Source organism: Saccharicrinis sp. 156 (genome assembly GCF_050589685.1).
Classification (GTDB): domain Bacteria; phylum Bacteroidota; class Bacteroidia; order Bacteroidales; family Marinilabiliaceae; genus Saccharicrinis.
Window position 1 is genome coordinate 70742 of the sequence record NZ_JBNGOS010000007.1, and the last position, 19265, is coordinate 90006.

14 protein-coding genes are annotated in these 19265 nt (G+C 38.5%); 9 read left to right on the top strand and 5 right to left on the bottom strand.

Annotation, left to right across the window (positions count from 1 at the left end; genetic code table 11):
• Window positions 1-38: 38 nt before the first annotated feature.
• The 4 genes from ACRD64_RS05585 to ACRD64_RS05600 form a co-directional block, all read right to left on the bottom strand.
• Window positions 39-4529: a T9SS type A sorting domain-containing protein gene (locus tag ACRD64_RS05585; RefSeq protein WP_430932242.1), complete on the bottom strand. Its 4491-nt coding sequence runs from the start codon at window positions 4527-4529 to the stop codon at window positions 39-41.
• Between the two features lie 312 nt (window positions 4530-4841).
• Window positions 4842-5522, bottom strand: coding sequence for a pseudouridine synthase (locus ACRD64_RS05590; protein ID WP_430932243.1), 681 nt, complete (start codon window positions 5520-5522; stop codon window positions 4842-4844).
• A 154-nt stretch (window positions 5523-5676) separates the two neighbouring features.
• Entirely contained in the window at window positions 5677-7566 is a 1890-nt protein-coding gene (locus ACRD64_RS05595; protein WP_430932244.1) for a hypothetical protein, read from the bottom strand.
• Complete coding sequence (locus ACRD64_RS05600; RefSeq protein WP_430932245.1) at window positions 7566-7937, bottom strand: BlaI/MecI/CopY family transcriptional regulator; 372 nt, start codon at window positions 7935-7937, stop codon at window positions 7566-7568. The genes ACRD64_RS05595 and ACRD64_RS05600 overlap by 1 nt, the downstream gene beginning before the upstream one ends.
• Window positions 7938-8126: 189 nt before the next feature.
• Here ACRD64_RS05600 and ACRD64_RS05605 point away from each other — a divergent pair, with 189 nt between their 5' ends.
• The 3 genes from ACRD64_RS05605 to ACRD64_RS05615 all read left to right on the top strand — a co-directional run bounded on the left by ACRD64_RS05605 (window position 8127) and on the right by ACRD64_RS05615 (window position 10758).
• Complete coding sequence (locus ACRD64_RS05605) at window positions 8127-9110, top strand: oxidoreductase family protein (protein WP_430932246.1); 984 nt, start codon at window positions 8127-8129, stop codon at window positions 9108-9110.
• Window positions 9111-9234: 124 nt separating this feature from the next.
• Window positions 9235-10134: a 3'(2'),5'-bisphosphate nucleotidase CysQ family protein gene (locus ACRD64_RS05610; protein ID WP_430932247.1), complete on the top strand. Its 900-nt coding sequence runs from the start codon at window positions 9235-9237 to the stop codon at window positions 10132-10134.
• A 72-nt stretch (window positions 10135-10206) separates the two neighbouring features.
• The gene (locus ACRD64_RS05615; RefSeq protein WP_430932248.1) at window positions 10207-10758 is read left to right on the top strand and encodes a hypothetical protein; all 552 of its coding nucleotides are present in this window, start codon (window positions 10207-10209) and stop codon (window positions 10756-10758) included.
• Window position 10759: 1 nt separating this feature from the next.
• Here ACRD64_RS05615 and ACRD64_RS05620 read toward each other — a convergent pair whose 3' ends face one another.
• Complete coding sequence (locus tag ACRD64_RS05620) at window positions 10760-12649, bottom strand: sensor histidine kinase (protein ID WP_430932249.1); 1890 nt, start codon at window positions 12647-12649, stop codon at window positions 10760-10762.
• Between the two features lie 119 nt (window positions 12650-12768).
• Here ACRD64_RS05620 and ACRD64_RS05625 point away from each other — a divergent pair, with 119 nt between their 5' ends.
• The 6 genes from ACRD64_RS05625 to ACRD64_RS05650 all read left to right on the top strand — a co-directional run bounded on the left by ACRD64_RS05625 (window position 12769) and on the right by ACRD64_RS05650 (window position 19238).
• The gene (locus ACRD64_RS05625) at window positions 12769-13506 is read left to right on the top strand and encodes a lysophospholipid acyltransferase family protein (RefSeq protein WP_430932250.1); all 738 of its coding nucleotides are present in this window, start codon (window positions 12769-12771) and stop codon (window positions 13504-13506) included.
• Between the two features lie 354 nt (window positions 13507-13860).
• Entirely contained in the window at window positions 13861-14031 is a 171-nt protein-coding gene (locus ACRD64_RS05630; protein ID WP_430932251.1) for a hypothetical protein, read from the top strand.
• A gap of 542 nt (window positions 14032-14573) precedes the next feature.
• Window positions 14574-15347 carry a LytR/AlgR family response regulator transcription factor gene (locus tag ACRD64_RS05635; RefSeq protein ID WP_430932252.1) on the top strand — a complete coding sequence of 258 codons (774 nt, stop codon included), beginning with the start codon at window positions 14574-14576 and terminating at the stop codon, window positions 15345-15347.
• Between the two features lie 186 nt (window positions 15348-15533).
• On the top strand, window positions 15534-16577 hold the full coding sequence (locus ACRD64_RS05640) for a hypothetical protein (RefSeq protein ID WP_430932253.1): 1044 nt from the start codon (window positions 15534-15536) through the stop codon (window positions 16575-16577).
• A 70-nt stretch (window positions 16578-16647) separates the two neighbouring features.
• Window positions 16648-17754, top strand: a complete 1107-nt coding sequence (locus tag ACRD64_RS05645; protein ID WP_430932254.1) for a hypothetical protein — start codon at window positions 16648-16650, stop codon at window positions 17752-17754.
• 11 nt (window positions 17755-17765) lie between these two features.
• On the top strand, window positions 17766-19238 hold the full coding sequence (locus ACRD64_RS05650) for a T9SS type A sorting domain-containing protein (protein ID WP_430932255.1): 1473 nt from the start codon (window positions 17766-17768) through the stop codon (window positions 19236-19238).
• Window positions 19239-19265: the final 27 nt, after the last annotated feature.

The following is a 19265-nucleotide window of genomic DNA, read 5'->3' on the forward strand; positions in this document are numbered from 1 at the left end:
GGAAGCTGTTAAAGCAACCCGCCTTCAGTGATTACTATTTACTTAACCGAAATTTTTTGCGTTACGGTAAAATCCTTGTTTCTGATAGTAATCAGATAAATACCGGAACTTAACGGTAAGTTAAAGCTATGTTGACCTGATCCAATATCTTCTATAACAAATTGGTGTACAGCAGAACCTCCCATATCGGTTATGGTAACCGTTGAATTAGGCAATGCGATGCCGGATGAAACATCCATGAACAGAAGACTATTGGCATAGTACATATTAATATCGTCGATTCCATAATTCAAATCGACGCCTGTTGAAACAGGTGAAATAACCTCGATTTCGAATGGCGTATCGGAGATTATTTCGTTGGCTGAAGCTCTTAGAAGCTCAATATACGAGCTTGAAATATCGTTTCCAATTCTCTCAAACTTCAATGTCAATACAGTCTGATTCAAATTCAAGCTGTGGGCAGATGCCATAGAAACGGCAATATCTCCGGTCGAATCGTCGTAACCATTCGCAAGCATTGTTCCGCCTGGTAATTCGGTTGATTCCACAGCGCGCAGTTTGATATGGGCAGGATTAGAAGTCAACTTTAAATCAACTGCCTTAACTGACTCAGGAGCAGAAAGCTGTAGTGCTATATCAAACACAGAAGAGGAAACTTCAACATCTGTACCGCTAATATGCAGTCCGCTTGAAGGCCCGGCAGACTTTAAACCTGCGGCTGGCGGAGGAATATTGTTGAAATCGGTAATAAGTCCTATTGAATATTGCAATATCAAAGAAGCATCGTAGCTGGAAACGGTAGCATCTCCGGATACATCTGCGACACTAAGCGGTGTTGGATCCAAAGTTATATTGCCCACAGTATGCTGCAGAACCAACGAAGCATCGTAAGGTTTAATTTCACCGTTCATACTTACGTCACCCAGGACAGGGCTTCCCAGTATAGAATTCCATGGGGTGAAGGTCACTCCATCGGAAACAGCCTTACCCAAGCCTGTTGGATTTAGCGTTGCGTGATAAGGCCCGGTAGGATCACCCCACCAACTATTGGGAACATCAATCACATTGGCGGATGTAATATTGTACACGGATAATCCATTATTGGGATCAAAGTTTATAAAATCGCAATTACTAATAGAAGGCTGAGAGGTATTACGCGATACCACAGCGTAGAAATTACTGTCGAACAAGCAGTCGGTAACAGTTGGGGAAGAGTTATCGCACGTTATGGCTCCCCAACTATTTCCCCCCGCACTGTATGTTGCATTTTTAATGACACAATGCTCCATTATGCACTCTGCATCTATGGCCTCATTATAGAAGTAAATACCATACCAATGTGTTCTGCCCGGCAAACTAGCATCTCCATCATTATAAGTATCCCCTCCGTAAAAATCGTCGGTATTGGCTGTAAACACCACCTTTTCACCTGCTGTTCCCTGGGCAATCAATCCCTTATAAACTCTTAAAGAACCATATTGGACAAATTTAAATACCACTCCGGGATCAAGGGTAACAATTGAACCGGTGCCAATGGTATAGGTTCCCATGATGTATGGAATATTATTGATTCCGGCAAAGGACTGTTTACTCACAGTAACATCCTGCGTTTGGGTTTCGTCTACGATTCTAATTCCTCTGCCGGTTGTTCCGGAAATAACGTTTCCGCTATGAACTGCCGGGAATGAAGCCAACGAAGTGCTCAGCGGATAAGCAATATTGTTAAATACATTGTTGTTAACCGTAGGGCTACTCAGACCAGACAGTAAAATCCCACTTCGATTAAACTGCTCGAAACGGGTATTTTGAATTGTGGGAGAAGCATTATAACACTTAATTGGAATATCTTCACTATATCTGAAAATGGCATAATTTATTGTGCTATTATCATCACTGCCATCATAATAGTATATGTGCGAACCTCTCTCATATTGGGTTCCTAGTCCATTACCTTCCAAATCCTTCGGCTTACCATAAGTATCATCCTGATAAGAAGTGAACACTACAGGATTGGTAGCTGTTCCCTGAATGTCCAATCGGCCGTTAACATACCATCTTCTATCTGCATTAGACTTAAAGGTTAATCCTGCCGGAATAATCAGATGATCGTTAACTGTCATATTTTCATCGATGATGTACGTGGCAGTATCAATACCTGCAAAACTTCTAACCGGAACTGTCCCGGTTACCGCTTGACCCCGAAGACTAATTCCAATCCTAGGTACATTGGCTACCGTATTACCCGAGAAAGTGGGGTCGGCAAACATATCCATGTAAATAGGATTGCTATTTAAATTATAAAACTGACAGTTTGTTACAGATGGGTTGGCACTGCCAAAAATTCGCATACCGTTAATGGAAGAAAAATTCATCAGTACGGATTCCATGTCCACAAAACAGTCGGTAGTGGTGATACCATAATATAAATAACGAACTTCGCAATAAGCCAATTGGTTAATATTATCGAGAGAAGCGTTTCGGAAATCAATACCATACCAGTTTCCCGCCGCGGGAGCACTGCTGGTTCCATTTAAATTGGTATCGCCAGCAGCAGAGTCATCATGAATAGAAGTAAACACAATTTTTTCGGCTGGGGTACCCATAGCAGACAGACCTCCGTTAACGACCAAATTAGCCCACTGCTGAAATTTAATAACCGTTCCGGGAGCCATATTACAAATCGCATTGGCCGGTATAGTCTTTTCGTTTTCAATTACATAGGCTACATTCGTATATCCTGCAAAATCCATGGGCTCCAAGGTAACCGTGTCCGTGGCAAAGCCAACAATCTGTATACCATTCATATTGGCATTGGCCAGCGTGTTACTAATGAGTACCGGACTGCCTTCGTTGACAAATCTGCTAACGGGATAACTATTTATATCTTCAAAATGATTGTTGACAATTTGCGCATTTTCCGCAAAATAGACTGCCCGGTAACTATTGCTTAGTTTTGAGTTAGTTAGAACGTTATTATTTCGAACATAAACCCCATAATTGTTTGAACTGTATCCAATATATCTAAGCAGCCAGTTATCCATTGTTGAAAGCGCTTCACTGTTCAGGTGGATTCTTCCAGCTGAAGACGGACTGAGCGCTGCACCGCTTCCATTATTATTGGTATCAGCTGGATTACCATAAGCATCGTCGGCTTGGGCCGTAAACACAATAGGTTCTTCCGCAGTTCCCACCCCTGTTAAAGTACCATTGGCATAAATATTATAACTGCTGCTTACGTTTTTTATAACAATACCCGGATCAATCGTTAAAGATCCCGTTTCGGTAATGGTAACGTTGGTCAGTAATAAGTAGGTAATGTTTTCAATACCTACAAAATCGAGTTGCCGCAAATGCCCATTATGAACCACATTATTACCCAGAATACCCACGGCTCTGGCTTCTGTATTATTAAAATATAAGGTATCGTTGTTGAACGTGGGTTCCGCATTAAGGTCGACCGCTATGTTATAAGCCGTTGATCCTGTTTGATTAGATACACCAAAAGAATTGTTGGAGAAAGCAGGAAAGCTTCGTCCATGAACTTCCAGGTTGTAAGCATTATTTCTAAAATTACAACTATCAACCGTTGGTGACGCATCAAAAATTGACATAGCACAATAAGAACGGCTATTATATGCCGCATTATCAAAAATACAGTTCCTAAATATGCAGTCTAAATCAATGGCTGTATTGTTAATATTGAATCCCCGCCAGTAAGTATATCCCGAACGAGTCGTAAATACAATTGGATTGTTTTCTTCACCAATAGCATTAATCCTTCCATTAACACTTATATAGGCACTGCTGTGTCCTTGAAGTTGAACTCCGGGCTCAATATTCAGCTGTCCGGATTCTGTGATCCTGAGTTCCGAATCAAAATAATAAGGGATATCAAGGTTGTACATCGTAAACTCCTCATCGATATCCCTGAAATTCAGATAAATGAAATCATTGGTATTTCCTGTTAGTGTTACATTGGGGCCAACCGTAAAATTCCCCCCGTTGGTATTTCTAAAATATATCGGATAAGGTGTTCCGGATATGGAGGTGTTTTCGAGATGAACCGTACCTGCCGAATAAATATCCAAACCATAGACACTAAAATTCTGGAGGGTGCAATTAACCAAACTCATTGAACCTTTCCGGACATGCATCTGGCGAGCGTATTCAATGGTACAACCATCCATGTTAACATCTCCGAACTCAGCATATCCTGAATAACTGACATAAATACCGTCGTAATATCCTGGAGAAGGAGTCGCTGTATTTGCTGTAAAAGTTACTCCCGTAGCATTCAGGGTTCCCCTCACATGAAAATAGAGATTACTTCCCATCCGTATTTCAACACCGGATTCGATAGTTAATGTTATTCCCGGATTAACGGTTACATTGCTAATGATATTATAAGGGCTGTTGGCCAGGGTAAGGGTAGTATTAGCCGAAACGGTACCACCGAAATCCGCTGCTCTAGTTTGTCCCGAAATCAAAAAAAAGAATAAAATGACAATCAGGGTAAAAGTATGTTTCATAACGGAAGGATTTAATTGTTAAACAACAAAAGAGAAAGTAGTCTCATTATCCTTAATTTCTTAGTTTATATACAAAAAGTCAAGTAAATCAAGATTAGATTAGGCTTACTTTTGATATATCAACATAAATCAATGTTAAACACACATTGAATTGTGTTAATAAGAAATTTAGCGTACGAATATATATGTATATCAGAACATTAGCCCCATTTATTCAAAAATATAAAGTATAGTTTTAACAGGGATTTTACAGGGTTACCTCCATACATACCGTTGAATCCGCAATATGCATTAGAACATGCACAATGCGGGTTAAACCAACTCCAAAACCTTTATCATTTCTTTAAAAGTCTCAAACATTTCCGCCTTAATAAACAATGGTTCTTTGGTTATAGGATGCGTTAATTTCAGTTCACTTGCATGCAGCATCATGGTAGTCATACCCCAACGCTCTTTGAACAGTTTGTTTTGCTTGTTACAACCATGGGGGCGGTCGCCAATAATTGGATGACGCAAATGGTTCAGATGCTTACGGATTTGATGCATCCTACCTGTTTTAGGATAGGCTTCAATTAGAGAGTAACGCGAAGTAATGAACTTACCAAAGGGGATATCTAATTCAGACCTTCTTAATGTTTTAAAAACGGTAATGGCTTCTTGTGTTTTGCCACGGTCGTTGGTCAGTGGGTAGTCAACCGATATTTCATCAGGGAAATAACCCCGAACTATCGCCAAATATTTCTTTTGTGTTTCATCGCTTTCAAAAACAGCTTGCAATTTACTGGCCACTTCGCCAGCAAATGCGAATACCAGTATGCCCGAGGTTTTTCGGTCCAAACGATGGATGGGGAAAACTTTTCTACGGAGTTGGTCACGGACTAACTGCAAGGCAAACTCTTCTGCATCTGCAGCTATCCGACTACGATGCACCAACAATCCGTGTGGTTTATTGATAGCCACAAAATACTCGTCCTGATAAACGATTTCTAACATATTTGCCAGCATTAATGAACGATCAAAGGTATTATTTCTCGTAGATGAACGCAAAGCAAAAGGCGGTGTTCCGCAGATTTATTTTCCTGCGAGGTTTTGTGTTTTTATCAGCGAAACTTCGCGAGAACATCAGCATGACTTTGCGAGCGTTTCATTATTTTTTAGTGGTAATCTTTACAACCCCATGCCTGGCCTTGTTTCCGTATTCTTCTTTTGCTTTTTCCCCCTTTAGCACTTCTACTTTATCTATTTTCTCAGGATCCAGTATATTAACTTCTTTTTGCGATACTATTTTACCATCTATCATATATAATAGCTTGTCATTAACCTGGCTATTCTTTTTAGATTTATCCATTGGCAATTTCTCATGTGCACGAATGATGTACTTTTCTTTTTTGTACTTATTGATATGTTCTACATCATCACCTTTTAAAGTAATTATCATTACCCCATCTTTGGCTTTTTCTCCATATATCTTAACTGCTGATGCATCTTTAAGAACCGAAATACTCTCAAATGAAGAAGGATCATAACCATTCAAATCTGATACAGTTTTTTCTTCTCCGTTAATAATCACTAAAAGAGATTCGCCCATTTTCCCTTTATCAAGCTTAACAACAGGGTGATTTGCATGAATGTTTTTGGCTTTTCGAACCTGTACTTCCACGTTGGCTGAATCTCCATTGAACTCCTTTTTCTTCACTATGATAACATCGTTCTTACCCTTATCGCCATATAACTTCTCCGCTTCATCATCTTTGATAACAATAACCTCCTCAACATTTTCAGCCTCTATATGATTCAACACTTCAACCGTAGTTTCCTCTCCATTGATAATTACAAGTGGCGGCTGACCTGCTTTGGCGACTTTAAAATCCACATCGCCATGTAATCCCAATTTATTATTGCCATGTATCACAATACTATCCGAAGCAGTAAAGCCATATACACTAACAACTTCGTCTGTACTATTTTCTACTTCAACATCTTTACAAGAATCTACTTCTAAGGTTTTAACAACTCTTACTTTTACTTGTTTGACAGAATCTATTGCAGCGTCTGCATCATTAAAAACCTTAACAAACACTTTTGATGGGTCTTCATTAAGTGGTTTGTCCTGAATATTATATCTATCCACAGCTGTTTTTTCCGGATTGGTAAAAGCAGAAACGCCTGCCAACAGCAAAACAAATACCGGTATTAATTTTAATCTATTCAGAATATGATTTGACTTATTTTTATTCATCATGATAATTCTTTTTTTGGTAAAACTACCGTTAAAACTATTCACCAAATGCAAACAGGGATTAGCCGATAACAAGTTCACCAACAAGTATTGGTATTTACTGGGTTCATTCATTTTTTTAAGCATGCTGCTGTCAACACAATATTCATGGTTCTGAGCAATTAACTTTCGTAACCACCATGCAAAAGGGTTCCACCACTGAAATAACAACACCAGTTCGGCTAACACAATATCTATAGAATGTAACTGTTTACAATGTGCAGATTCATGCTCCAAAATCAATTGATAATCTTTTTGGCGTTCAATTTCTTTTGGTGCATAAATGGTTCTGAAAAAAGAAAAGGGAACAATGGAAACGTTTTTAAGTAGTCTAAGTCTTACGTCTTTATAATTACTTTTAATGGAATTGTTTCTGAGTTTTAAAACAGAAAAACAGCCTATTGCCAACTTCATCAATAACACTAATGCTACCAATGCAAATAGTACCCATTGAACAGTTTGCCAATGCATTGTTTTGGCTTGGACAGCTGGCAAAACGCCTGGGTTAACAACATAATTAGTGATTACAAATTCTTGTATTGGGGTATTTTGAACAAACTGCTCTTTTCCAAAGAAAAACTCTTTTAACTGAACCGGCATAGCCATCAACGGCACCATCCATGGTACAATAAGGTTACCAAGCAACCAGGCACGGTTTCGTTGAAACAAAGTATCTCTGGATAAAAACAACAGATATATCAGTGCCATCAGTGCCAATACGCCGCCTACTTTAAGCTGAAACTCAAAAAACGCAGTCATTACTCTTCTTTTTTCTTTTCAATAAGATCTATGAGTTCTTTTAAATCATCCACATTAAGTTTCTCTTCTTTAACAAAAAAGGAAACCACATTTTTATAAGATGATTCAAAATAATCGGACACTACGTTTTTAACAAACGTTTTACGGTATTCTTCTTTGGTAACCGCAGGATAGTATTCATGTGTATTTCCATAAGGTTTATGCGAAACATATCCTTTATCCTCCAGGCCTCTGATTATAGTACTGAACGTATTATAATGAGGTTTTGGTTCTGGATGCTCTGCCAGCAAATCCTTAACAAAGCCCTTTCCCGCTTTCCAAAGAATCTTCATCACATCTTCCTCGCGTTTTGTGATTTTTTGTAAGCTCATTATTTAATTTTTTGTACCATGAATAATGTTGACAAAACAAATGTAACTATTTTTTTCGTTTTGACAACTATTTTTTTCGTTACTATGGTTTTACTTGATAATATCATGGCTCCCCGCCTGCCGGTGGGTAACCACAACATTAAGACAATTCTATTTAGTATATTATCTTTGTGCATTCAAAACTTAAACATGAATCAACATTATAAAGATATAACACTTCTGGCCACTGGAGCTAGCGACTTACATGTTCTGGAAGAAATACAAAGCCTTTGGAGCGGCTATGGAAGCATAGTACGAATAGGATTAGAAAACTGTAACTTGAAAAGTGTGGTTGCGAAGCATGTTAAAATGCCCAACAAGAAAAAACATCCCCGAGGTTGGAATACGGATTACTCGCATCTCCGCAAGGTAAAATCGTATGAAGTGGAAACGGCATGGTACCAAAACTTTGCCAGCAAGTGCAACTTCAACTGTAAGGTTCCTCAAATCTATACCATAGAATCTAAAAACCATGAAGTTTTTATGCTAATGGAAGATTTGGATGCCTCCGGTTTCGGTGAAAGGCTAACAACCGTTTCGTGGCAGGAGGTAGAAACTTGCTTAAGCTGGCTGGCTCATTTCCACGCTACTTTTTTAAACGAAAAACCTGAGGGACTATGGGAAATTGGAACCTATTGGCATTTGGACACCCGCCCCGATGAGTTAAAAATCATGGAAGATAAAACGCTAAAAGAAGCTGCCGCTCTTATCGATAAAAAATTAAACGAGGCTAAGTACCTGACATTCGTACATGGCGATGCCAAACTGGCTAACTTTTGTTTTTCTGAAGATGGCAAACAAGTAGCAGCAGTTGATTTTCAGTATGTGGGTGGCGGTTGTGGAATGAAAGACGTAGCCTACTTTATTGGTAGCTGCATGTATGAGGAGGATTGCGAGAAGTACGAACAGCGGGTGCTGGATTTTTATTTTAAAGAGCTGCTAATTGCGCTGAAAAACAATGGTAAAATGGTTGACTTTGAAGAACTGGAAAATGAGTGGCGTGCGTTATACCCTGTCGCCTGGACCGATTTTCACCGTTTCCTGAAAGGGTGGAGCCCCGGGCACTGGAAGATCAATGGTTACAGCGAACGAATAACCAGAGAAGTGCTGGAAGGCCTAAGCACCAAGCGATGAGAACTGAAAAAAGAGGTCGCATTACGACAACAGTTCACAGTAAGAGAAGTTAGTCCTAAGTAGTAATCAGTATTCCGTTTAAACCGACTATGACCTCCTATTAATAATTATTACCGAGTGCGCAATGAATTTATCTGAGCAAGACTTAAATACACTTTGCAATACTGCTATCCTTGCGGCAAAAGAAGCCGGCGAGTTGATTTCTACGTATGCCCACAGAGAGGTAAAAGTAAACCGGAAACCTGTTGAATCCGGCCTCCATAAAGTTTCCGGCGGCACAAGTTTAGCTTCGCAGGTGGTTACCGAGGTGGACATAAAAAGCCAGGAGCTTATCCTAAGACACCTTACCCCTACAATAAAAAAATACAACCTAGGCTTGTTGACGGAAGAAGCTACCGACGATAAGTCCCGTTTCGAGAAGGATCAATTCTGGTGTATCGATCCCTTGGATGGAACCTTATCTTTTACCGAAGGCAAGGATGGTTATTCCGTTTCCATAGCGCTGGTTTCAAAAGATGGCGACCCACTCATCGGTGTTGTTTTTGATCCCGTTAAAAAGAATCTTTATCATGCCACAAAAGGAACCGGAGCATTCAAAAACAACCAAAAGTTAGCTCTAAACAATTCTTCAGGAATTTTTTCGTTTATCACAGACAGGAGTTTTACCAAACACAAAAAATTTGATGAAATAAAAGCAAAATTAGAACAATATAGCCAATCCATTGGTTGTGTTGAATTCAAGTGTATCAACCACGGTGGAGCAGCGATGAATTCTATTTGGGTAATGGAAAACAGTCCCTCTTGTTACTTCAAGCTCCCCAAAAAAGAAGTCGGAGGAGGCAGTATTTGGGACTTTGCCGCAACTACATGTATTTTTACTGAACTAGGGTTAATAGCAGGTGACTTCAAAGGTCAACCACTTGATTTAAATTCGAACGAATCTACTTTTATGAACCAGCATGGCGTTCTCTTTTCTTCCGATAAATCAATTGCCAATTTTATCATGAATACGATCAATAAATAAAATCAACCTCATTGACTAACTGTAAATATTTATTTTCAGAATATAATACACAAACTAACATCAACACACACCATGAAAAAATTATTATTGACCTCAGCCATTCTATTTTTGGCTATAACCATAAATGCCCAGATATTTGGCACTGCACAAACACTTTCCACAAAGAAATTCAATGTCGGAATTATGCCGGCGGTTATTGTAAATGAAGGAGCTCAAGAATATTTCCTGTTTATACAAGCCGGTTATGGCCTGGCATCGGGGGTAGATTTAGGCTTAAGGTTTAATGTATTTAGCGAAAACACATACCTTGGAGCCGATCTGGAATTTGCGTTAAAAAGGAATTTATCCGTTGCTACAGGGTTTCACAGCTTTAACAACGATCTTGGACTTGACCTCACAGGTTTGCTTACTATTCCCTTAAACCAATCAGCCCGGTTAACATCTGGTTTAGATATGGATATTATTTTTATGGATGGCGAAAATAAGGCTCCACTCTGGATTCCTATAAACTTTGAAGTTGATTTAAAAAGAAATATGACTTTTATGCTAGAGGCTGACATTGACACGAAACTTTTGGATGAAAGCTACCATGTATTGTCTGCTGGAATACAATTTTATTTTTAGTTCAACTTCTTGGTAGTTTCACGGTAAACCTCGAACCTTTTTTAGGCTGGGAACTAACCTCAATTGTTCCACCTAATATTTTTGCAATTTTATCCACAATAGCCAGTCCAAGGCCAGCCCCCACCGTTTTTTTGGAGTGTATATTATCTATTTGTCTGAAAGGCTCAAAAATATACTCCATGTCCTTTAATGACATTCCTATGCCCGTATCCTCAACGTATATAATCAATTGGTCTTCTTTTTCGTAACAACCAATTTTAACAAATCCTGCATTAGTGTATTTTATTGCATTTTGAATAAGGTTATTTAGTACTTGTTGAAGTAAAATAGCATCTGTATGAATCTCCAAATCCTTTTCGTTCCGTTCAAGACTCAGAACCATTTTTAACCCTCTGTTCTTAGCCAACACGTGGTAAATTTCATAGGTCTCCTTTACCAATACTGAAATATTAATCCTTCCCCAACTAGGTTTTAAAACACCCGATTCGATCTTTGATAAATTAATGATGCTATCTAAAATAGACAAAAGCTGTTGTCCGCTCTTGACAACCAGACTTGCATATTGTTTATAATCGTTTGATCCAACTTCTGTAACCTCAATTAGCTCCGAAAATCCCATAATACTGTTCATGGGAGTACGAATCTCATGACTGATATTAGCCAGAAAAGACTGTGTGAGTCGCTCGCTTTCAGAAGCGCTGGCCAGCGCCTTATTCAATTGTTGATTCGTCTCTTTTAGATGATTTTTCTCATTAACCAGCCGTTCATTGAGTTTATTCATCTCGATGATATCCTCGCTCAATTGTTTTCGCATACCATCAAATGTCTTGGCCAGTACGCCTATCTCATCCACTCTCTTAATCAATGCCGGATCCGGCTCATAATCGAGCCTTCCCTCGGCAAGAGATTCACTCTGAACTTTCAGTCGCAGTAAGGGCAAGGTTATAGTGCGCGATAATATGCTCACCACAACCAATGTTATCAATAAAAACACCACACTAAACATCAGGGTTTGCTGCTCTATCAACCTTAAAACCGGAACCAGTTCTTCATCAGGTACCATAACAACCAGCTTGTACCGGGTAGTTGCAATTGGCATAAAAGCAACTTCCACTTTTTTATTATTGATCACGGCCTCGGAAATTACAGATGCATTACCATTCTCAATTATATTATGAACAACCTGTTCAGGCAAATAATCCTGCAAAGGCTTGTTTATTTGATCAACCCGTTCCGAAATTAAAACCTTCCCCTTTTCATCTGCGAGCCATAAAATAGTGTTTTCTGATATTTTATGCTTATTAAATTCATCAATCAACACAGATGGATTCACTCCTACCCCGGCTATACCAAGAGGATCTTCCAAATCGCCCATCAATACATTTACAAACAATACCGTTTTGTTGAGTTCGCGATTGTAATCAAAGTTTAATGTGGTTTTAATTTTATTTTCCAGACCTTCAAAAAACCAACAATCATCACTATCTTCTTCCGATATAACATCCATTAATTCAAACCCTTCCTTCCAATAGTTATTTGTTAGATTACTCACAGCAAATACGGTAGAGTATTTATAATTCTTGTAAAGATAATCCAGCCGCTGAAGTGCCAGCTGTTTAAGATCATCATCTTTCTCCTTACCTTTAAACCATGATACAATGGTAGGATCCTCAGCTAATAATTCCGACGTTTCGATAGCTTTTTGAAGTATAGATTGAAAGGAACTCTTGGAAGCCTCGAGTACGGTATAAAAATGTTTCTCGCGGTAGTCATTCAGCAAGGATCTTTTTACCGTATTAAAATGGAAAATCCCTAAGGCCCCAATTGTGAATACGATCAGCAAACCCATTGTCAATTGCAGCTGTACCCTTATCTTGTTGAACCTGATCAATTGGGATATTTTTGTATATTTTATTATTATTAAAAGCTGCAATGTAAAATTTTGTTCATCATTATAGAAATTAATTACTCTATTTATTGTTCCTTTGTGCCCTATTAAAGAATACTTGTATGATGAAAATCCTATCCTATTTCTTGTCCACTATTTATTGGATTTATTTTGGTGTATTACTGCTTATCTTCCATGTAATTCAGGTTGGTTGCAATTTTATAGGAGGCTACCCACTAAGAAAAAAGTCGGTGGACATCCTCAATTTCCTGTTGTTGTATGGCTTGCGAATAGTAGGTGCCCGTATCAAGTTTGTGGGATTTGAAAACTTACCTCAAGATTGTCCGCTCATCATCGTATCCAATCATCAAAGCACCTTCGATATTCCGCCTATCGTGTGGGGGTTCAGAAAACACCATCCCAAGTTTGTTTCCAAAAAAGAATTGGGCAGTGGAATACCAAGCATCTCGTACAACCTGAGACACAGTGGCTCCGCATTAATCGACCGAAAGAACGGAAGACAATCGATGATGGAAATTGCCAAACTGGGCAAACATATCGAGAAAGAAAAATACAGCGCCAGCATTTTCCCGGAAGGAACCAGAAGTAAAACCGGAAAGCTAAAAAAATTCCAGCATCCCGGAATTGCAGCGCTTGTAAAAACATCACCATCGGCCTTGATCGTTCCATTTGTGATTGACGGAAACAGCGAATTGACCAAATATGGAAATTTCCCTTTAAATTTTGGAACAAAACTAACTTTTACGGCCTTACCCGCAATAGATCCCAAAGGAAGAGATTCAAAAGAATTAACAGCAGAAGTGGAAGGTTTGGTGAAAAGTGAACTTGATCAGCTGTAGGAGGATGCTCCCATTATTTTACATTTACTTTTACATTGGTTTTTTGAGGCATCATAAACATAAACCCAAAAATATTCGACTAAATTTTAATCTCATTAGCTTCAGCTTTTCTTGTGCCTATGATCTATAAAGTTTAACCAGAAAACTTTTGGAGGGAAGTGGTAGTGACAGGATCCTTAAATAAACAATCTTATAAATTATAAAAAGGTCACTAATAAAGTGGACAAACGACCTAAAGTTGAATATTGATAGTATTGCTCATTACCACAGGAAACTTGTGTATATGATCAATGGTTTTAATGCTATGATTGCGAAAAAACCAATTATGTGCTTATGGCCATGCTCATTAAAGAAATGAAAAAAGATACCGTTGTTTATTTTGAAACCGAAGAAGCTTTCTTTCAGAAATATAGCTTTGAAGTGTTTGCTGAACACAAAGCTGAACACCAAAAATTTGTAGATAAAGTTGTGGATTCGGAAACGGTACTTGAACGGACGACTGATTTTATCATTCTAAAATCTTAAAAGATTGGATCCCGGAAGCCAGGATTTTAAATATAGGCTATGACCATACTAATCTGGGTAAAAGGCGCACTCCCGGAATATACCATTGAAAAAGATATCAATAGCGAAAAATACAACCCGGACACCTGGAATGGATGGATCCCGATGGATGCTTGTTGAATGCCTATCAGAGGATTCGTGATGATTGCAAGCTTAGCAAGAAAATTATATTCGATATAGATCTGATTGAACAACAAAAACAAGTGGGGATGGCTATACTTCATAATTTAACGAAAAGTGATCCACATAACCAATACCCGAAAACATACACCCAAACCTTATAGAAAAGCATATGGCGGGTTTTAGTAATGTTTAGATTCTGATCATCGAATTGGCATTTAGGCGAAGTCTAATGACAATTTTGGAATTATCCAAAAAGTTTTTCAAAAGCTAAACCCAAAAATGTCTGTTGACAAAACAACTGCAGTATCTTAATTTTGACATACACAAACATATGTTTTTTGTACAAATGATATTCAAACCAAATCACTAACTCTGTCAAAATGAAACCCATCAATGCCATCATCATCTACAGCAGGTCGTCACTCAAACTGGAACAGTCCATCCAAAACCATTCTGAAATTGCTGTCATTAAAAAAATAAAGAGCTTGGAATGTGTATTTGCTATTTTAGCTATCCACAAAGTCGATCTTCTTTTCATCGACATTGACAACTTAAACAAAGAGGAAATTAATAAGTTTCAACTTTGCCTGACTAACAATTTTAATTTTCCTCAATTGATTATTTTATCTAACGACACAAAGAGTTGGCGCGAAAAGCTGGCAAACGAAACTATTTTATATATCCCTAAACCGTTAACCCATGCCAGGGTAAATCATATTATCAAACAATTTCATGTGGACAGAACCAGGAACGAAATAAAACAGCTTTTTACCTCCTGCCCTTTCTCCAACAATGGCAGCAACCGGTTTATGGTCCCGGTTGTCACTGGCTACAAGAACATTGTCATCAACGAGATACTTTACATCAAAAAAGACAGTACAAATGCCAACAAGGTCAATATATATTTTGATGCAGAAGATAAAGAAATACTATCGGGATATATATCCTTAAAACAATTGAAGAACATACTTGCCAAACATTGTTTTTTCCAAACCGACAGAAACACAATAATGAATCTATTTTATTTGCGCGAAGTAGAAACCAAAAACAAAAACTGCATACTTACCAAAAACGGTAGCTCAATTCAACTCCCCATATCAAAAATACGCCTCAAAGAATTTAGAGATTACTGTCAGTCGCAATTGATTCACTAATACACAAACCTCTATATACTTACACTTTACGCATTGTAAATTGTTCGTTTTCCCAAAATTTCACCTATTTTTTCCGTTCAACGGCACCAAACGACCATTTTGCCATTTACTGGCTTTTGGTCCTATTGACAGCCACCCCCAATCCGCAATAAATTAAGTGTATTGTTTATCCTAAAACTTTATCCGATGAAAAATTTACTACTTCTTTTTAGCGTAACAATAGTTGTTACAACTTCCATAAACGCACAGCCTTATATTGCCCTGCATTCACAAGGCCATATCAACTATTACGAAACCTTCCAGAAAACACTGGATAATGCTTTAGATAATGATACCATTTATATCCCCGGTGGTGGTTTTGATATTGGTAATGCAACCATTGATAAAACATTGCATATATATGGGGTGGGTTGGTTTCCTGACTCAGTTGCTGCTACGGCACAATCAATATTGGAAGGAAATTTATACATCGTTTCAGGAGCAGATAATGGGAGTTTATCTGGCATCCGGTTCTCTGGACAAATATTTTTTGGAACCGACGAAAGCAATCAAACTGTAAACAATTACTTAATTTCAAGATGTTATCTCCATAGTGGATCTCACAACGCTGTTTTATTTCTATCCTATAATGGTAGTATCAGAAACAATTCAATTGGTACGATTATAGAAGATTGTCTGGTTGTTGGAATAATCGCCGGAGGTTATTGTCCTTCAAGTATTATCCGCCGCAATATATTACACGAAAGAGTTAATAATTTTGAGAATTCTTTATTCTCTAACAATATTTTTTTATGGAATCAAAGCTGGGATCATCGTACTTTTAGATCTGTTTCAAATTGTATTTTTGAGAACAACTACATTTACGATGGATATAATCCACTAGGAGGCGTAACCAATTCTACTCTAAACAATAATATATTTCGGTATAAATATACTTTTCCGGTACATGGCAATGATGCCAACGAATACAATATCGTAAACATAGGATTAGGAACTTTCGTTAACGTACCGAATAATAGTCCAAATTATAGCTACGATTACCACTTAAAAGACACAAGCCCAGGCAAAGATGCGGGTACTGATGGCACCGACATTGGCATCTTTGGTACTGCCCTTCCTTTTAAATATGTACCCGAGAACCCGCACATCTCCTTTAAAGACATTAAATCAAAACTTGAGGCAGACGGCACCCTGGATGTAGAGGTGCATGTAAGTGCCCAGGATAGGTAAAATAAATTACGCTCGGGATGCGACTCCGAGTCGCGCCCCGAGTAAATACAAATCCCTAAAACTTAATATCATGAAACGAGCATTTAAAGAGTATTTTTTGCGGAATAGTAATTATAAGCGAGTTCCATCTAATACATTGAAAAGTATCATTTATAATGAGATGAAAACTTTACCCTTAACACTTATCACCTTAGTTGCAGCTTTTACTCTAAACGCACAGCCCTATATTGCCCTGCACTCCCAAGGCCATATCAACTATTACGAAACCTTCCAGGAAACACTGGATAATGCCGTGGACAATGACACGGTTTATATTCCGGGAGGGTTATTCGAAATCGGCGAGGTAACTATCGACAAATCCCTACATATTTATGGGGTGGGTTACCACCCTGACTCAGTGGCAGCAACAGCGGCTTCCCGTTTAGATGGTAATTTACGTATTGTATCAGGCGCCGATAAAGGAAGCTTATCAGGAATTAGATTACATGGCTGGTTAACATTTGGAACAAATGCTGAAAATCAAACAGTAAATAACTTAATCATATCCAGATGCTATTTTTTTAAGAGAAATTCTAACAGTGTTGTTAGTCTATCATACAACGGAGAGGTTAAAAACACTTCACAAAGTTTAATAATTGAAGAATGTGTCTTTGATGTTAACTTAAATGGCGGGTATTGCCCTTCTGTTGTTATCCGGAAAAATATTTTTCATTCAAATGTTTATCGTTTCGAAGACTCATACTTCTCCAATAGCATATTTCTAGGCAACTTTTCATCCATGACAGGTTGCGTCTTTGAAAACAACTATATCTGTCAATCTGGTTTATCTGGCATTTCAAGTTCTATTTTTAACCATAATATATTTCGCTACACTCAAGATTTTCCAAGCTCGGGAAATATAAACAACGGCAACAATATTATGGAGCAGAGAGTAGTTGATACCTTTGTCAATGTTTCAGGCATAAGTAATATTTTTAATCGCGACTACCACCTAAAAGACACCAGCCCTGGTAAAGGTGCAGGTTCTGACGGAACCGACATTGGCATCTATGGTACTTCCTACCCCTTTAAGCATGTCCCTGAAAACCCTCATATCTCTTACAGAGTGATAAAATCAACTCTTAATGAAAATGGGACACTTGATGTAGAAGTTCACGTACGTGCACAAGACCGCTAAACCAAGCTGTTATGAGACAACTTCTACTTTTAATCGTACTTTTGTTATATGGTTTAGCAAAAGGACAAACCAACATCACCGGTTATACCTACTGGCTTGATGATGATATGGAACAAGCCATAACCGGCACTGCCTCCGAACCTACTTTTATTTTTACAGAAACACTGGATGGATCATCCCTAACGGATGGGATGCACTTTTTTAATTACCGGTGTAAGGATGATTCTGGCAGATGGAGTTCCGTGCTGTCTCATGCTTTTTATAAGCTTCCGGCACTGCCCCAGGCCGAAAATCATACCATTACAGGTTATCAATACTGGCTAAACAACCGGGCAGTCACCACCATCAACAGCGTTCCGGCTTCGGATATGCTCGTATTTTCGGATGTTTTTAACCTGGATACCTTATCGTATGGGATGCACTCGTTAAGTTTCCGTAGCATCGACAATCATGGTCGGTGGAGCCCCGTGATGACACATTTCTTCTATCGGATGAAAGCGGAAAAACCGTTGGCTCCGCAAAACATCAATTATAGTGAGTATTGGATCGATGATTACGAAAAACAAATGGCCAACATATCATCATCCACCCCAACATTTAGCTTATCGGAGGTATTAAACCTGGATACCCTTGCAAAAGGCATGCACAGTTTTAATGCACGCTTTAGAAGCGACAGCAGTTTATGGAGCAGTATCCATACCCACTTTTTTTATAAGCTGGATACCCCGGAACCGATTACCCCAAGTCACCTGACCACCTTTGAGTATTGGTTCGATGATGAAATAGTAAACAAACAAACGCAAGCAATAGGACCGGCTCAATCCCACATATTCCTTTCCAACTTCGATTTATCGAATATTGAGAACGGGATGCATGCGTTCAATTGTTGCTATAAAGACGACCATGGCAAATACAGCAGCGTGATGAGCCATTTGTTCTATAAGCTACCTACCGAAAAGGCTCCTTATGAGGATAACGTGATAACGGCTTACCGGGTAGTGTTCGACAACGACCCAAACCTGGTACAGGAATTTTCTATTCCGGATAACACCAGTAACCCGTTTGTATTGGATGCCTCTATCTCATGTCCATTTTCGACACTTGGAGAACACGATATATCGTTCCAATTTAAGGACAAATATGATATGTGGAGTTCGGTTTGCAGCAATCGTGATAACATACCCACTTTCACAGGTTCCAACACATCAACATCAAACTTCGTGAAAATTTATCCAAATCCATTCAAAAAAGAGTTGTTTATTGACTATGATCTGGATCAACACTCCAGATTACATCTTGAGGTTTACAACATCATGGGTAAATTAATCCACAAGGAATACCTTGATTATACTGTGGGACATCATCATCTATCCTTTGATAGTACTTACTCTTCCGGTGAAGATATTGCCCGTGGAATTTACATCATTCGGGTATACACGGCAGATAAAAAAATAAATAAAACCTTCAAGGTCATAAAGTTATGATGCTCAATAACTGATCAGCAAAAACTC

Coding starts and splice junctions, on each gene's coding strand:
- ACRD64_RS05585 (WP_430932242.1), bottom strand. CDS start 4,529: ATGAAACATACTTTTACCCTGATTGTCATTTTATTCTTTTTTTTGATT.
- ACRD64_RS05590 (WP_430932243.1), bottom strand. CDS start 5,522: ATGTTAGAAATCGTTTATCAGGACGAGTATTTTGTGGCTATCAATAAA.
- ACRD64_RS05595 (WP_430932244.1), bottom strand. CDS start 7,566: ATGACTGCGTTTTTTGAGTTTCAGCTTAAAGTAGGCGGCGTATTGGCA.
- ACRD64_RS05600 (WP_430932245.1), bottom strand. CDS start 7,937: ATGAGCTTACAAAAAATCACAAAACGCGAGGAAGATGTGATGAAGATT.
- ACRD64_RS05605 (WP_430932246.1), top strand. CDS start 8,127: ATGAATCAACATTATAAAGATATAACACTTCTGGCCACTGGAGCTAGC.
- ACRD64_RS05610 (WP_430932247.1), top strand. CDS start 9,235: ATGAATTTATCTGAGCAAGACTTAAATACACTTTGCAATACTGCTATC.
- ACRD64_RS05615 (WP_430932248.1), top strand. CDS start 10,207: ATGAAAAAATTATTATTGACCTCAGCCATTCTATTTTTGGCTATAACC.
- ACRD64_RS05625 (WP_430932250.1), top strand. CDS start 12,769: ATGATGAAAATCCTATCCTATTTCTTGTCCACTATTTATTGGATTTAT.
- ACRD64_RS05630 (WP_430932251.1), top strand. CDS start 13,861: ATGAAAAAAGATACCGTTGTTTATTTTGAAACCGAAGAAGCTTTCTTT.
- ACRD64_RS05635 (WP_430932252.1), top strand. CDS start 14,574: ATGAAACCCATCAATGCCATCATCATCTACAGCAGGTCGTCACTCAAA.
- ACRD64_RS05640 (WP_430932253.1), top strand. CDS start 15,534: ATGAAAAATTTACTACTTCTTTTTAGCGTAACAATAGTTGTTACAACT.
- ACRD64_RS05645 (WP_430932254.1), top strand. CDS start 16,648: ATGAAACGAGCATTTAAAGAGTATTTTTTGCGGAATAGTAATTATAAG.
- ACRD64_RS05650 (WP_430932255.1), top strand. CDS start 17,766: ATGAGACAACTTCTACTTTTAATCGTACTTTTGTTATATGGTTTAGCA.